The 14,944-nt window shown below is 39.6% G+C and carries 13 protein-coding genes; 3 read left to right on the top strand and 10 right to left on the bottom strand.

All coding sequences use genetic code 11. The annotated features are described in order from the left end of the window. Window positions 1-13: 13 nt before the first annotated feature. Genes LQZ75_RS01820 through arcA (LQZ75_RS01810) form a run of 3 tightly spaced genes read right to left on the bottom strand, consistent with a single transcriptional unit; the run spans window position 14 to window position 3,776 of the window. On the bottom strand, window positions 14-1,444 hold the full coding sequence (locus LQZ75_RS01820) for a basic amino acid/polyamine antiporter (RefSeq protein WP_230096137.1): 1,431 nt from the start codon (window positions 1,442-1,444) through the stop codon (window positions 14-16). A 17-nt stretch (window positions 1,445-1,461) separates the two neighbouring features. Beyond that, window positions 1,462-2,511 (bottom strand): ornithine carbamoyltransferase, encoded by a 1,050-nt coding sequence (gene argF, locus LQZ75_RS01815; protein WP_230096136.1) that lies wholly within the window; start codon window positions 2,509-2,511, stop codon window positions 1,462-1,464. Window positions 2,512-2,537: 26 nt separating this feature from the next. After that, window positions 2,538-3,776, bottom strand: a complete 1,239-nt coding sequence (gene arcA, locus LQZ75_RS01810; RefSeq protein WP_230096135.1) for an arginine deiminase — start codon at window positions 3,774-3,776, stop codon at window positions 2,538-2,540. A 160-nt stretch (window positions 3,777-3,936) separates the two neighbouring features. Here arcA (LQZ75_RS01810) and LQZ75_RS01805 point away from each other — a divergent pair, with 160 nt between their 5' ends. Further along, a complete protein-coding gene (locus tag LQZ75_RS01805) occupies window positions 3,937-4,686 on the top strand; it encodes a helix-turn-helix domain-containing protein (protein ID WP_230096134.1) in 750 nt (249 codons plus the stop codon). 60 nt (window positions 4,687-4,746) lie between these two features. Here the strand turns inward: LQZ75_RS01805 and arcC are convergent, their stop codons facing one another. Genes arcC through arcA (LQZ75_RS01785) form a run of 4 tightly spaced genes read right to left on the bottom strand, consistent with a single transcriptional unit; the run spans window position 4,747 to window position 9,470 of the window. Beyond that, window positions 4,747-5,688, bottom strand: a complete 942-nt coding sequence (gene arcC, locus LQZ75_RS01800) for a carbamate kinase (protein ID WP_230096133.1) — start codon at window positions 5,686-5,688, stop codon at window positions 4,747-4,749. Window positions 5,689-5,702: 14 nt separating this feature from the next. Beyond that, the gene (locus LQZ75_RS01795; RefSeq protein WP_230096132.1) at window positions 5,703-7,139 is read right to left on the bottom strand and encodes a basic amino acid/polyamine antiporter; all 1,437 of its coding nucleotides are present in this window, start codon (window positions 7,137-7,139) and stop codon (window positions 5,703-5,705) included. A 10-nt stretch (window positions 7,140-7,149) separates the two neighbouring features. Beyond that, on the bottom strand, window positions 7,150-8,196 hold the full coding sequence (gene argF, locus LQZ75_RS01790; RefSeq protein ID WP_230096131.1) for an ornithine carbamoyltransferase: 1,047 nt from the start codon (window positions 8,194-8,196) through the stop codon (window positions 7,150-7,152). A 35-nt stretch (window positions 8,197-8,231) separates the two neighbouring features. Then, window positions 8,232-9,470 carry an arginine deiminase gene (gene arcA, locus LQZ75_RS01785; RefSeq protein ID WP_230096130.1) on the bottom strand — a complete coding sequence of 413 codons (1,239 nt, stop codon included), beginning with the start codon at window positions 9,468-9,470 and terminating at the stop codon, window positions 8,232-8,234. 215 nt (window positions 9,471-9,685) lie between these two features. Here arcA (LQZ75_RS01785) and LQZ75_RS01780 point away from each other — a divergent pair, with 215 nt between their 5' ends. Next, window positions 9,686-10,348 carry a PucR family transcriptional regulator gene (locus LQZ75_RS01780; RefSeq protein ID WP_230096129.1) on the top strand — a complete coding sequence of 221 codons (663 nt, stop codon included), beginning with the start codon at window positions 9,686-9,688 and terminating at the stop codon, window positions 10,346-10,348. Window positions 10,349-10,534: 186 nt separating this feature from the next. On the opposite strand, the gene LQZ75_RS01775 is transcribed toward LQZ75_RS01780, so the two are convergent. Continuing rightward, complete coding sequence (locus LQZ75_RS01775) at window positions 10,535-11,839, bottom strand: MFS transporter (RefSeq protein ID WP_230096128.1); 1,305 nt, start codon at window positions 11,837-11,839, stop codon at window positions 10,535-10,537. A gap of 103 nt (window positions 11,840-11,942) precedes the next feature. Between LQZ75_RS01775 and LQZ75_RS01770 the strand changes: the two genes are divergently transcribed. Continuing rightward, a complete protein-coding gene (locus LQZ75_RS01770; RefSeq protein ID WP_230096127.1) occupies window positions 11,943-12,923 on the top strand; it encodes a helix-turn-helix domain-containing protein in 981 nt (326 codons plus the stop codon). Window positions 12,924-13,005: 82 nt separating this feature from the next. Here LQZ75_RS01770 and LQZ75_RS01765 read toward each other — a convergent pair whose 3' ends face one another. Both LQZ75_RS01765 and LQZ75_RS01760 read right to left on the bottom strand, forming a co-directional pair. Beyond that, window positions 13,006-14,175 carry a cysteine desulfurase family protein gene (locus LQZ75_RS01765; protein WP_230096126.1) on the bottom strand — a complete coding sequence of 390 codons (1,170 nt, stop codon included), beginning with the start codon at window positions 14,173-14,175 and terminating at the stop codon, window positions 13,006-13,008. A gap of 34 nt (window positions 14,176-14,209) precedes the next feature. Beyond that, the gene (locus LQZ75_RS01760) at window positions 14,210-14,908 is read right to left on the bottom strand and encodes a 5'-methylthioadenosine/adenosylhomocysteine nucleosidase (protein WP_230096125.1); all 699 of its coding nucleotides are present in this window, start codon (window positions 14,906-14,908) and stop codon (window positions 14,210-14,212) included. Between the last annotated feature and the right edge of the window lie 36 nt (window positions 14,909-14,944).

Below are 14,944 nucleotides of genomic sequence, written 5' to 3'. Positions count from 1 at the left end.
AAAAAGCTCCTTTCTAAATCGAAATTAAGCCGCTAATTAAAGCTCCAATAGCCGATATAGCCAGTGCAGATATCGCACCCATACTAACCCATTCATAACGCTTCATGGTTTGGTGATTTTCGTGTTTCGCTTTAATGTACAATATAAAGCCTAATAAATAAGCAATTGTACAAAGCCATAATAACTGTAACCCCGCCATCGCAATTGCGGTAATTTCAAACAAACACGTGATAAAGCCCGGCATAATAATGTGAAATTGCCGTTGCTGATAACCAAGTTTGAGCTCATAGGCCCCAACAAGGACATAGCAAACGACAATTGCCGCTGTACATAATGAATACGCGAAATTATAAGCTTCTTTAGTAAAAAGTAACGAGATTAAAAAGCCTTGCACTAAAATTTGTGTTAACCAAAGTGAATTAGCAGGCGCTTTGGCCGCATTAAGCTTGCCAAACCATTGTGGCAATAATTTTTGGTGCGCCATTAGTGATGTAGCTTCAACGGGTAACATTGTCCACGAAAGCCATGAACCCATAATTGAAATAATTAAACCGATACTAATAAAAGCCCCACCAAAATCACCGACTAAATTTTTAAATAAATAAACTAAGGCCGGATGGTGTAATTTAAGTAGTTGTGCTTGGGTCAAATACCCATATGGGAGCAAAGAAATGACGACATAGAGCATTAATAAAGATAGTAAGCCAATAATTGTAGCCCGCCCCGCATCACTTTTCCTCTGGGCTCGTCCCGCCATCATCGCAGCGCCTTCAACCCCGACAAAGACCCACATCATTGATAAAATACACCCTTTTACTTGATCGATAATGCCACTAGTAGTTGCTGAAGTAAACAAAGCTTGATTGTGCATATTAGTTTGAAAATTAACCCAAAAATGTTCCGTAAAAATTCCGGCATTAAAACTAAGAAGTGCCACTACAATAAACGCAAATAATGGAATTAACTTACAAATGGTCACAATCGTGTTAATAACGGCGGCTGATTCGACACCGCGCGTAACTAATAAAGTTAGCCCCCATGAAATTATTGAAGCAAACACAATCGCACTTAGACTATTACCAGATTTCAAACTAGGTACAAAATAACCAAATGCTGACATCATAATACTTGCAAACGCAAAATTACCCAGCCAGGCTGATAACCAATAGCCCCAACCGGAAATAAACCCGGCAAAGTCACCAAATCCTGCCTGAGCATAAGCAGAAACACCGGTTAATTCAGGTTTATTTAAAACTAAATGGTTCAGGCTCAGCGCTAGCATAAGAATCCCTATGCCTGTAATGAACCAAGCTAACATCACCGGCCCTGGGGTAGCGACTTTGGCAAATGTCGTTGGTAAATCAAAAATACCCGCCCCAATCGCACTACTAATCACTAATGCAATTAGCGCTGGTAGTGTAATTTTTTGAATATGTTTAGTCATCTAATTCACCGCCTGTCTTAATACTCTGGAACCTTGGGAATAAACAAATACCCTAAAGTTGCTGCCATAACAGCCTTAATGGCGTGTTTACGATTTTCAGCTTGTTGCCATTGACGAGCGTACTTACTATGAAAGACTTCATCGGTTACTTCCATTGCCGTAATACCATAATCAACATTAATCTGAGCACCGTAATCCGTATTCGTATCATGAAAAGCTGGTAGGCAATGTAAAAAAATTAACCGTTCTGGCGGTGTTTGCGTGGCCGTTAATAAATCCATATTAACTTGATAAGGCTTGAGTAACGCGACTCGTGTCTGCCAATCGGTTTCACCCATTGAAACCCAAACATCAGTATAAATAATATTGGCATTTTTGATACCAACTGCAATATTATCTGTCACAACTGGTTGGACATTACTTACTTGGGCTAGTTTATAAGCGAGGTGAATGATTTCAGCCGGTGGTTGGAGTTCTTTAGGTGCAATAATATGCACAGCAACGCCCAGCATCGACCCGGTAATGAGTAATGACTGCGCAATATTATTGCGACCATCCCCGATAAAGACTAAGGTCAATCCCCGTAGATGACCAAAATTTTCTTTGATAGTCATAAAATCGGCCAACATTTGCGTTGGGTGCCAAGCATCCGTTAAACCATTCCATACTGGTACACCACTATACTTCGCTAATTCATCAGCAGTTTGTTGATTAAACCCGCGAAATTCAATCCCATCAAACATCCGGCCCAGTACAATCGCCGTATCTTCAATTGATTCTTTACTACCTAACTGAATATCATTAACACCAAGATATTCTGGGTGGGCGCCTAATTCAACGGTGGCAGTCGTAAAGGCTGCCCGAGTCCGTGTGGATGGCTTTTCAAATAATAAGGCAATGTTTTGGCCAGCTAAATATTGATGAGCAATATTATGACGCTTTAAATATTTTAAATGCAGGCCAAAATCGATTAGATATGCTAATTCAGCTGGTGAAAAATCTTTTTCCGCTAAAAATGAACGGCCTTGAAAAATTGAATTAATGGTATTGGTTTTTACAGTTGTCATTGCATCCTCCTTTAGGAAACTAGCACCTACAAATTTTCACGCCATAATGGTTGTGACATACACCTTGGACCACCGCGGCCACGCGATAATTCACTAGAAGGTACTTCATGAACAATAATGCCATGTTGGCGTAATAATTCATTAGTGACATAGTTTCGGTCGTACGTAATTACTTCACCCGGGGCAATAGCAAGGGTGTTTGAACCATCATTCCATTGCTCACGTGGACCAACGATGGTATCCCCACCACCAGTTTCAATTAAATCTAACTCCGATAACTTGAGAACCGCCTTTAAGGTTGCTGCTAAATTAGTATGATGAACTAACTTAAGTGTATTATTTGGCCCAGGGGTAATAACAAAGATATTCAGTTGTCCTTCGGCATCCATCATTCCGGGAAAAACGGAAAACTGATCATAATTAATCATCGTAAAGACCGTATCTAAGTGCATCATGGCATGGTTATGAGGAATTTCAACAGCGATGATTGTATCGAACTTTGCAGCTGGATTAGCAAACAATTCACGGGCAAGTCCTTCAATTGAGCGTGATGATGTCCGTTGTGAGATGCCCATTGCTAAAACATGCTCATTTAAAATGAATTCATCCCCGCCTTCAATGCGACTATTATTGTTGCGATTACGCCAAATATTAACGAGCCCGGCAAATCGGGGATGATATTTCATCACATATTCGGTAATCAGTGATTCGGGTTGTCGAGCCGAATAGGTTAGGCGGTTAATGGTGATGCCATTACCAATTACCGCTTGTGGGTCACGCGTAAAATAAGCATTCGGTAATGGATTAAGGACATACGGATTAGCGGCATCTTGACCAGCTAAGTCGTGTAAGGAATCATTTTTAAACGTAATTGCATCACGCCGGACGCCTGCATATATTTGTTTAATCAATGTCTGCGGACTAAGTTGGTTTAAATATTCACTTAATGCCTCGTAAGTGGTCCCAATGGTATAATTTGCTTCCGCTAAAAATTGTTTAATAAATTGGGTTTTAACGCTAGTACTTTGTGCGCAAACCGCCGCCATAAGTTCTTCAAGATAAACAACTTCGGTGCCATGAGCACGTAAGCTATTAGCAAACGCATCATGTTCGCTTTGTGCAATTTTTAAATACGGAATATCATCAAATAACAAGTGGCTCATTGTGGCTGGCGTGATGTTTTCAATTTCTGCACCGGGCCGTTTGAGTAAAATTGATTTTAAACGACCAATTTCAGAATTAACATTAATCACGGATTTTTGCATTATATTACCTCCTTTTTAAACATTAATACACATCTAACAAAATCCCTTCTAACCCTTATATTACGCAATTGTTAGGGCTTGATATATGGTATAAAATGAAAATATAGCTATCCAAGTGTTAAAAATAACTAGCGCTTTGGATAACGGAATGGAGGTATTTATGAAAAGAAACATTGACCACTTTTTACATGAATGGCTAACCATTGCCGATACTGATCAAATAATTTCAGATGACCTTGAACATCAAGCCCAAGCGCTAGGCGTTGATTTACACCAAGCATATTATGCCATCATCATTAAGCATTCTGAGCAGGTCCTACCCGTTACCCATATACAATTAGCACTGCGGCTTGATGCCACACACCAAATATATATTTTGCGCCAATTTGAAGCACCGACGTTAGTAACTCAGTATTTTGCCGCGCCTAATCAAATTGGTATTGGCTCTCCTCATTTTGATGTGATAAGAACCATTCAAGAAGCCTTGCAAGCATTATGTTTTACAACGATTAGTCCCTTACAACATCAAGCGACGTATCAAACGACGCAACAATTTGAACTGTTAAGGCATGGGTTGATGGCAAATAAACAATTAATTGCAACTATGCATAATCTTGGTAATGGTACCGATGAATTGAACTTACTAAATACTTTTTGGTTTTTTACGTTAACCAATCATAACGTTGCTAAAACCGCACAAATCCTCCATGTTCATCGTAAAACCGTTGAATATCGTTTGAAACGGTTTACAGCGATTACGCAATACAATCCCCAGCACGTGATTGAAAATATTGATTTATTAGCGGCATATGTAACTTGGCGGACTAGAAATCTACCACTGCAATTAGCTAAATTAGCCCGCATCACAAACCATATGTTGCCACAAGATAGTCAGTTGCCTGACATCTAGGTGTAACCAAATAAAAAAACCTGGACTTCCAGGTTTTTTTATTTATTATTCGTTGCTACCTTAAGGTACGATGATGGTACCAAGCCCATCTTCTAAATAGCCGGTTACATTATCAAGTGAGGTGATAACGGCTTTTTTACCCGTAAGTTTAACAAAACTCATGGCCGCTTCAATTTTAGGCTTCATTGAACCTGCCGCAAACTGACCTTCTGCTAAATATTCTTGAGCTTGGGCTAAGGTAACTGTCGTTAATGCCTTTTGCTCTGGGGTGTTAAAGTTAACGAAAATATTTTTTACGGCTGTTAAAACAACTAGTTCATCGGCATCGACTAATTCGGCTAACTTAGCCGCTGAGAAATCTTTATCAATAACTGCATCGACACCAATAAATTCATTATTTTCTTTAATAACTGGAATACCACCGCCCCCAGCTGCAATTAAAGTAATGCCATCGTTAACCATTTTCTTGATCACATCAGCTTCAACAATGCTAATTGGTTTAGGAGATGGCACCACGCGGCGATAACCACGGCCAGCATCTTCAACAATATCCCAATCTGGATGTTGTTTAGTAATATCGGCTACTTCTGCTTCCGTGTAAAAAGGTCCGATTGGTTTAGTTGCATTTTGAAAGGCTGGATCATGAGCATCAACTAAGGTCCGAGTAACAATCGTGGCAACATCTTCATCCATATTCTTAGCGGCAAAGGCCTTATTAAGGGCGTTTTCCATCCAAAAACCGATTTCACCTTGGGTCATTGCACCTACTGTGTGCAGTGGCATCGCTGGATTTTTTTCAGTGCTACCAGACAATTGTTGTAGCACTAAATTGCCGACTTGCGGACCATTACCATGGGTAATAATTAGTTGTGTGTCACCGTCTTTTAAAAACGATGTTAACTGTTGAGCGGTTGACAACACCGCTGCTTGTTGAGCTTCAGCTGATGAATCTTTAGTTAAAATTGCATTGCCACCTAATGCGACAACAATACGTTTAGTCATAACGAACTCCTTAGTTAAATTGATAATGTGCCAGTTACTAAACTAATGACCGCAGCAATTGCAATTATAGAAATAATTACCATGCCGACCCATTCATAAGTTTTGACAGTCTTACCATTTTCTTTTTTTGCACGAATATAGAAAATAAAACCAAAAAGGTAAGCAACTGTACATAGCCAGAGTAATTGCAATCCCGCCATTGAAATCGCAATTATTTCAAATAAACAAGTAAACAATCCAGGTAAAATAATCCCTAATTTCTTTTGTTGCAGACCTAACTTCAATTCATATGCACCTACTAAAACATAACAAACCACAATGGATGCCGTACATAATGAATATGCAAAGTTATAGGCTTGCTCAGTAAAGATTAGTGATACTAAGAATATTTGAATTAAAATTTGGGTTAACCATAGTGAGTTTGATGGTACGTTGGCTTTATTAAGTTTACCGAACCACTGTGGTAGTAAATGCCGTTGTGCCATTAACGATGTGGCTTCAACTGGTAACATTGTCCATGATAACCAAGCACCCATGATTGAAATAATCAAACCAATACTGATAAAGGCACCCCCAAAATTACCGACTAAATCTCTAAATAAATAGACTAAAGCTGGGTGATTCATTTTTAGCAATTGATCTTGAGTTAAGTAGCCATATGGTAATAGTGAAATAACAATGTAGATACTCAAAAGTGATAAGAGGCCGATAATAGTTGCTCGACCAGCATCAGACTTCTTTTTGGCCCGACTAGCCATCATCGCAGCCCCTTCAATCCCAACAAAGACCCACATCATTGATAGGATGCAGCCTTTGATTTGTTCAAAGACGCCACCAGCCGTAGCGGTACTAAACATCGCTTTGCCACTCGCATTGGTTGCAAAGTTACTCCAGAAGTGTTCAGTAAAGATACCGGCTTTAAAGCTTAACAGTGCTACAACAGCAAAGGCAAATAGCGGAATTAACTTGCAAATGGTCACAACCGTATTAATGGCGGCCGCTGATTCAATTCCTCGAGTAACCAATAAGGTTAAGCACCAAGAAATAATTGAGGCAAAGATAATCGCCGGAATACTATTACCAGATTTTAGACTAGGGAAAAAGTAACCAAAAGCTGACATCATAATTGTGGCAAAAGCAACGTTACCCAGCCAAGCTGATAACCAATAACCCCAGCCCGATAGGAAACCCGCAAAATCACCAAACCCAGCTTGGGCGTAATCAGACACCCCGGTTAATTCAGGCTCACTAATGACTAAATGTTTAATACTCAGTGATAGCATTAAGATACCAAAGCCAGTGATGAGCCAGGCTAACATGGCAGGACCTGGAGCTGCTACTTGGGCCAATGTGGCTGGTAAATCAAAGATCTCAGCTCCAATCGCACTACTAATGACCAACGCAACTAACGCAGGTAATGCAATCCCTTTTTGATTTATTTTCTCATCCATAATAAATCACCTATTTTTCTAGTTCAGGAACATCAGGAATAAATAAGTTACCTAAGGTTGCGGCCATAATCGCCTTGATTGAGTGCTTACGGTTTTCCGCTTCGTCCCAGTGACGTGCAAATTTACTACGGAAGACTTCATCAGTTACTTCCATTTCGGTGATACCGTATTTTTCTTTAATATCTTCACCGTATTGGGTATTAGTATCGTGGAAAGCAGGTAAACAGTGCATGAAAATCAATTGATCATCCGGTGTTCCAGTCGCTTTTAACATAGCCATGTTAACTTGATATGGTTTTAATAAGTTAACTCGTTCTTCCCAGTTAGTTTCACCCATTGAAACCCAGACGTCGGTGTAAATAATATTAGCGCCCTTTACGCCCACTGCAATATCATCAGTTACTAATGGCTTAGCACCTGATTTAGCAGCATAGCTTTCAGCAAGTTGAATAATTTCAGCACTTGGGTGTAATTCTTTAGGAGCAACAATATGAATATTAACACCAAGCATTGAACCAGTTACTAGAAGTGAGTGGGCCATATTGTTACGGCCGTCACCAGCATAGACTAATGTTAAGCCACGTAAATGCCCGAAGTTTTCTTTGATAGTCATGAAATCAGCAATCATTTGTGTTGGGTGCCATTCATCAGTTAATCCATTCCAAACTGGCACGCCTGAAAACTTAGCTAAACCTTCAACGTCGGCTTGTTTAAAACCACGAAATTCAATTCCGTCAAACATCCGGCCTAAAACAATCGCTGTATCTTCAACAGATTCTTTCTTCCCAAGTTGAATATCATTCGCACCAAGATATTCAGGGTGTGCGCCTAACTCAATTGCAGCAGTCGTAAAAGCAGCGCGTGTCCGGGTTGATGATTTTTCAAATAATAAGGCAATGTTTTTACCTTCAAGATACTTATGTGGAATGTTATTGTGCCGTAATGCTTTTAAATGTAAACCAAAATCAATTAAGTATTGAATTTCGGCTGGTGTAAAATCTTTTTCTGCTAAGAATGAACGACCTTGGAATACTGAGTTAGTTTTTGAGATAGTCATTATTAAGTCCCCTTTTTAATTTAATAAATTAATCGCTAAATATCTTCACGCCAGATTGGTTGTGACATACAACGTGGACCACCACGACCGCGAGACAATTCACTTGAGATTACTTCGTGTACCCGAATCCCATGTTCACGCAAAATTTGATTACTAATGTAGTTACGGTTGTAAGTAACTACTTCACCAGGGGCAATGGCTAATGTGTTAGAGCCATCATTCCATTGTTCACGTGGTGCAACGATGTCATCACCGTTACCAGTTAAGATTAAATCAAGTTCAGGCAAGCCCAAGACTTCCTTCAATGTGGCAGCTAAGTCTGTGCGGTGTGCTAACTTGACTGTGCCATTATCACCAGGTGTCATGATGTAAATATTCATCTTACCTTCAGCACTCATAATACCTGGGAATACTGTAAATTGGTCATAGTTAATCATGGTAAAGACCGTATCTAAGTGCATCATGGCGTGGTTATGAGGAATTTCAACGGCCACAACGGTATCAAATTTGGCATCAGGGTTACTAAATAATTCCTTAGCCAAGCCTTCAATTGATTTTGATGATGTCCGTTCAGAAACACCAATTGCTAACACATGATCATTTAAGACTAATTCATCCCCACCTTCAATGCGGGTATCATGGTTACGGTCGCGCCAAATATCAACTTTACCAGCAAAACGAGTATGGTATTTCATAATGTATTCGGTAAATAGTGATTCTGGACGCCGGGCTTTAAAGGTCATATGGTTAATAGTCATTCCGTTACCGATAGATGCTTGTGGGTCACGAGTGAAGTAGGCATTTGGTAATGGATCTAATAAGAATGGATTAGCAGCATCACGTCCAGCTAAGTCATGCAATGAATCATTACAGAATTCAATTTCATTGCGTCGAACCCCGGCATACAACTTAGTTACTAAATCACGTTCTGAAAAAGTTGTTAAGTAATCTTTTAAGGCATCATGCGTTGTACCAATCCCATATCCGGCTTCTTCAAAGAAACGTTGTAAGAATTCCGTTTTTACTTGTGGATTGTCTTTAAAGACGTCGACTGCTAAATCATCGATATAGAGGACTTCAGCCCCGTTATCGCGTAAAGTATTAGCAAATGCATCATGTTCTTCTTGGGCAATCTTAAGATATGGAATATCATCAAATAACAATCTTTCCATTGTATCTGGTGTGATGTTTTCAATTTCTTCACCTGGGCGTTTAAGTAAAACGGTTTTTAAACGACCGATTTCGGAATTAACATTTACTGCTGGATCTTTCATGAAACTATCCTCCACACTAATTTAATTTATAATAATGTAACCGATTACATTTATAATAGTAATCCCTTGATAAGCTCTGAACAATACTCTAAAATGAAGTTAAAATACTCCACATGGATAAACAAAATTAGCAATATATGCAAGCATATTACTTGCAAATTAATGGGGATAATTACTGATCTTTTTCAGTGATTAAAAATGTTATAGGGGTCGATATGAAAAATTCAAAAACACAATTTTTACATGAATGGTTAACTATTTCTGATAAGGATATTGAGGTTTCAAAAGATTTCGAATCACGAGCAGCGTCATTTGGGGTTGATTTAACGCAACAATATTTTGCCGTGGTGGTTGAGCAAAAACCAATTAATCGCCAACTTAATATTCCACTAGCCTTCAGCCTTGACACGGTCAGAACGATTTATATTTTGCGTCAATTTGAACAAGCTAGTGTGGCTATCGATAAAGTTGACGGTAATGCACGGATTGGTGTGGGGACACTGCATTATGATTTATCAGGGACTATCCGGGAAGCATTACAGGCACTATGTTTTACTGAGACACCTTTTGATGCGCCAACCGTTGCGTATTTTAGTGATACCCAAAAACATGAAGCGTTACGAAATAGTAAATTCCATCAACCGGAGTTACTCGCAAAGATAACTAATATCGGTACCATAATGGAAGATTCAGCTATTTTGGAGACATTTTGGACATTTAACAATACTAACCATAATGTTTCTGAGACCGCTAAGCTTGAACATATTCACCGTAAGACAGTTGAGTATCGCTTAAAGCGGCTCCATGCGATGACTAATTTTGATCCGCGAGATGTCTTTGACAATATCGCCCTCTTGGCAGCTTACATTCAATGGTGAACCCGTGATTTAGACGTCTTGTTAACGGAACTTTCAAGTATCTCTAAGCGCATGTTACCACGTGATGCTGTGGTCCAAAGTTAGGCATACGAGAATAAAATACTAAAAAGGACTAAACTTACAAAAGTTTAGTCCTTTTTAGTTTGATACCGTATCTAAAGGTCTTTCATTACACACCTTACGTAATTAAATATTAAGTTCATTAATTTTATGGATAACTTGTTGATTTTGGCTGCGCCCAATTGTTATCCATAAAAGGATGGTTGCCATCAGCATTAAAGTCCCGGCAATGATTAATAACCGACTTGCGGGAATTACGTTTAATAACCCCGTATAGATTAAAATACCGAGTGGTGAAAAAACTTGGGTAATCCCGGATATAGCACTAAAGACCCGACCTTGTGCATTTTGAGGAATACTTTGTACCAAATAAGCAGTTAATGGCACGTTAGCAAACATTATCACGATACCAAATATCACGTTCATTAAGACGACTGTGGTAAGTAAGACCGTTGCTTGGCTAATCACGATACTGGCACTACCGATACTAATAAGAGGAATACAACAAGCTAGGCCCATCAAGCTGGTTAATTTAATTGGCGCCTTAAAGTTAGGATGGCGAGCAACTAGCAGCCCACCAATTAATGAACCGATTCCTATCCCCGCTGAGCTAAGCCCTAATGCCGTTGCTGATAAATGCAAGTCTTTAATGATGAGTACGGAAAGTAGTAAATCTAAACCACTTAAAATAAAGTTTACGATTGGTGAGAAAATCGTTAAAAATTTAAAGCCTGGATATTGGGTAAGCGCTTGGTGAATAAATTGCCAATATCGTATGCTTTTTTGGTTTGACGGTTCTTCAACGACCGCTGCTTTACTGGGTACTTGTTGGAAAGCATGAAAGTTTAAAGCCATCGTGGCGCTTAAAACGACAAGACTTTCGATTAAAATAATCAAAACCAGCATATGAAAGTTAACGGCTGCGTATAAGATTCCACCAAGAACGGGGGCCATAATCCCAGCTAATGATACGGATGCTTGTTCAAGCCCGCTTAGCCGTTGGACATCTTTAGTGGGGACTAGACTAACCACACTAGCCTGATAGGCAACGCCACTAATCCGACTGGTTACGTTTGTCCAAATCACAATCAGAATTGTCCAAAGATATAAGTGCTTAGGAAATTGGTTGACGAGAACGATATAGCCGCTATACATGACCAAATTAATTAATTCGGCACTAATAATAATGCGCTTGTGACTATATGTATCCGCAATCTGCCCGATTAGGCCACTAAATAGTAGTGCCATAACGGGACCAACCATTTGTAAACTCCCAAACGCCAAGATTGAATTAGTATCTTTTAAAACGTGGAGCCCAATGGCAAAGCTAAAAATACTGCCGGCCGTAACGGATAAAAAATCAGATGTCACGGCAATCGCGATTTGTCGTTTAACGAAACGCTTTATTTGGTACTCGGTTAATAATTGCATGATAAATCACTCCTTTTTCTAATCATTTGTTAATTTTAAGAATACAGTATGTTATGATTATGCAAACGATTGTTTCATAATTGAAACAAAAAAGGAGCGGCTAATGGAATTTTTAGGGGCAACAATTAAAAAGCTGCGCGAAGAAAAAGGCTTTACCGTTAAAGAAATCTATACTGGTGTCCTATCACGCACGACGGCTTATCGTTTTGAAAATGATTTTACCGATATTGGGTTTAGTAACTTACGCGAAATTACGCACCGGTTAAATATTTCATCACTCGATGAATTGGTTTATTTACGCAACCAGTGGTTTACTGTAACTGAAGGTGATGATACTCTACTGAGTGCAGTCAATAAAGAAATCACGATGCATCAGACGCAGGCTTTTGATCCTAAATGGGAAACAGTGAGTATCTATCAGCGGTTTAAAGATTCGCCTAATCCCAAAGAGCGGTTCTACGCCTACTTAATACATTTTGTTGCGTTATTGAATATGTGGCATGTTGATCAAGATATTGTGACATTTCCAAGTGAATTTACGGCCGAATATCAATTTATGCAACAATATCTGTTAAAAATGACGACTTGGACTAAGGATGAACTTGAAATTTTTCCTGTGATTGGTTGCTTTTTTGAACCGACGAGTCGAGCGGTTCTATTAAAACGCTTTAAAGTCAATTATGCTAAATATCATGAGCATATTGGTCAAAGTTGGTATGATAGTTACATTAACCACTTACTTAATTATGCGTTATCAATTAATACGTATGATAAACAACCAGCCACGTATGCTGAAATCGACCATATTGTCAGTGAAATTAATGCCCTATATGAAGAACAGCCAGATTTAAAATTGAACTTGATAAATTACCAACGGCTGATTCTTTTAAATGGAATTGTTGGTGCAACTAACCAAGATTATCAGCGAGTCGCGCTTAGTTTTGAGATGTTTCAACAATTAGAAACCTTCTTCGGTTCTAATATTGGGGTCTTTGACCTCGGAACTGATATTGGGGTCTTTGAATATCTTAAAAATTATCTGACCACGGAAACCCAGGCCCTTTTTCCAGCCTATTTTAACTAAATTTAAGTCGCAAAAAAGCCTCGTTAGTAATGCACATATTACTAACGAGGCTTTTGAATTTAATTATTTTGCGTTAAACGATCTATTTGCGGACGCGTTTAACTGTTTTGGCAATATTGGCGACCAATGTATCAATGTCAGCGCTAGTCGTATACGTGCCAAAACTAATCCGGAGTGATTCTTCAATCCGGGGTGATGTTTCACCATACATCGCTGTTAAGACATGCGATGGTTCAAGTGAACCAGCCGTACATGCGGAACCACCTGAAACGGCAATACCTGCCATATCAAGATTTGTTTGCATAACATACGTTGAAACCCCTTTGATCCAAATGTTTAACACATGTTGGAGGGCATCTTCTTTGATAGCACCATTAACTGCTACGTCTACACCAGCAGCGGCTAGACCAGTTAATACTTGGTCTTTGAAGGCCGCGTATTTGGCTTGGCGAGCTGCTTTTTCAGTGGGCGTAATTAATTCCACAGCAGTTGCAAAACCAGCAATTGCGGGGATGTTTTCCGTTCCAGCGCGCCGTTTTTCTTCCTGGTCTCCACCTTTTAAATAACTTGGGAACACCAAGCCATCGCGGCGGTATAAGAAGCCTAATTGCTTAGGACCATTTATCTTGTGGGCTGACGTTGATAGCATATCAATATGGTCACGCTTAACATCAATATCTAACAGTCCATAAGCTTGCACGGCATCAGTGTGGAACCATGCTTGGTGATCCGCTAAAACTTCCCCAATCTCACGAACGGGCATATGGGAACCGACTTCGTTATTCCCCATCATAATGGTTACCAAGATTGTATCATCACGTAAAGCGGCTTTTAAATCAGCAACCCTAACTTCCCCAGCTTCATTAACCGGTAAGTAAGTAATTTCAAAACCGTGTTCAGCTAACCACGCTAACGGTTTCAATACTGCTTCGTGTTCAACGGCACTCGTAATGATATGTTTACCTAAATGTTGCCGCGCTTCCGCAGTCCCAATAATGGCGGTATTATCAGACTCGGTCCCACCAGATGTAAAGACAATTTCATCGTCGTTAGCATTAATGGAACGAGCAATGATTTGGCGTGCATTTTCAAGCACCATGTGCGCTTGACGACCAAAGACATGGGTTGATGATGCGTTACCAAAAGTTGATTGCATCGTCGTTAACATAGCATCAATTACTTCTGGTGCCATAGGGGTTGTTGCAGCATTATCTAAATACACGACCCCAGTATTTAAAGCAACTTCTTTCATTTTTCCATCCTTTTCAAGACACGGCTAGTGAGAATTACTTAGCAGCTTGGTTTTTGAAAAGCGCAATTAACATGTCAGCAGATTGTTTACCAGCTTGAACGATGAATTCATCAAACGTAACCCCAGCATCACCATCAGCATTATCAGACATTGCCCGAACAACTGCATATGGAATTCCGAATTGGTGTGCGGCTTGGGCAATTGCTGCCCCTTCCATTTCCGCAGAAATAGCATCCGGGAAGTTAGCCTTAATACGGTCAACTTGGGCTGCACTGGCCACAAATGAATCAGAAGTCACAATTAAACCTGAAACAGTGTGAAGACCAGTATCTTTAGCAGCATCCATGATTTGTGCAACTAAATCTTTATCTGCTTCAAAGCGTGCTGGTTGTTGGGGTACTTGACCGTAATCGTAACCAAAGACTGTTGCATCAACATCGTGATAAGCCGTTTCAGATGCTACCACAACATCCCCAATTTTCAAACCAGCCCCAATGGCACCAGCTGAACCTGAGTTAATAATGACATCAACATCAAAATTAGTAATTAACAAAGCAGTTGTTAAACCGGCTTGTACTTTACCAATTCCTGATTCCACAACAACCACATCTTGACCCGCAATTGTACCAACGTGAAAGTCGATATGTTTGATGCTCTTGATGGTTAAGTTTTCCATCGCTGCTTCTAAGTTGGCCATTTCTTCTGGCATCGCATTAATAATTCCGTATTTCATTCTTTTCAAATTCCTCTCAAACTACAATGTCATAAA

Origin of the sequence: Periweissella fabaria (assembly GCF_918814575.1) — a bacterium.
GTDB lineage: Bacteria > Bacillota > Bacilli > Lactobacillales > Lactobacillaceae > Periweissella > Periweissella fabaria.
This window is presented reverse-complemented; position numbering and strand designations above follow the sequence as displayed.

What these genes read in the sequence shown, in the direction of transcription:
- LQZ75_RS01820 (WP_230096137.1), bottom strand. Translation starts at nt 1,444, where the DNA reads ATGACTAAACATATTCAAAAAATTACACTACCAGCGCTAATTGCATTA.
- argF (WP_230096136.1), bottom strand. Translation starts at nt 2,511, where the DNA reads ATGACAACTGTAAAAACCAATACCATTAATTCAATTTTTCAAGGCCGT.
- arcA (WP_230096135.1), bottom strand. Translation starts at nt 3,776, where the DNA reads ATGCAAAAATCCGTGATTAATGTTAATTCTGAAATTGGTCGTTTAAAA.
- LQZ75_RS01805 (WP_230096134.1), top strand. Translation starts at nt 3,937, where the DNA reads ATGAAAAGAAACATTGACCACTTTTTACATGAATGGCTAACCATTGCC.
- arcC (WP_230096133.1), bottom strand. Translation starts at nt 5,688, where the DNA reads ATGACTAAACGTATTGTTGTCGCATTAGGTGGCAATGCAATTTTAACT.
- LQZ75_RS01795 (WP_230096132.1), bottom strand. Translation starts at nt 7,139, where the DNA reads ATGGATGAGAAAATAAATCAAAAAGGGATTGCATTACCTGCGTTAGTT.
- argF (WP_230096131.1), bottom strand. Translation starts at nt 8,196, where the DNA reads ATGACTATCTCAAAAACTAACTCAGTATTCCAAGGTCGTTCATTCTTA.
- arcA (WP_230096130.1), bottom strand. Translation starts at nt 9,470, where the DNA reads ATGAAAGATCCAGCAGTAAATGTTAATTCCGAAATCGGTCGTTTAAAA.
- LQZ75_RS01780 (WP_230096129.1), top strand. Translation starts at nt 9,686, where the DNA reads ATGAAAAATTCAAAAACACAATTTTTACATGAATGGTTAACTATTTCT.
- LQZ75_RS01775 (WP_230096128.1), bottom strand. Translation starts at nt 11,839, where the DNA reads ATGCAATTATTAACCGAGTACCAAATAAAGCGTTTCGTTAAACGACAA.
- LQZ75_RS01770 (WP_230096127.1), top strand. Translation starts at nt 11,943, where the DNA reads ATGGAATTTTTAGGGGCAACAATTAAAAAGCTGCGCGAAGAAAAAGGC.
- LQZ75_RS01765 (WP_230096126.1), bottom strand. Translation starts at nt 14,175, where the DNA reads ATGAAAGAAGTTGCTTTAAATACTGGGGTCGTGTATTTAGATAATGCT.
- LQZ75_RS01760 (WP_230096125.1), bottom strand. Translation starts at nt 14,908, where the DNA reads ATGAAATACGGAATTATTAATGCGATGCCAGAAGAAATGGCCAACTTA.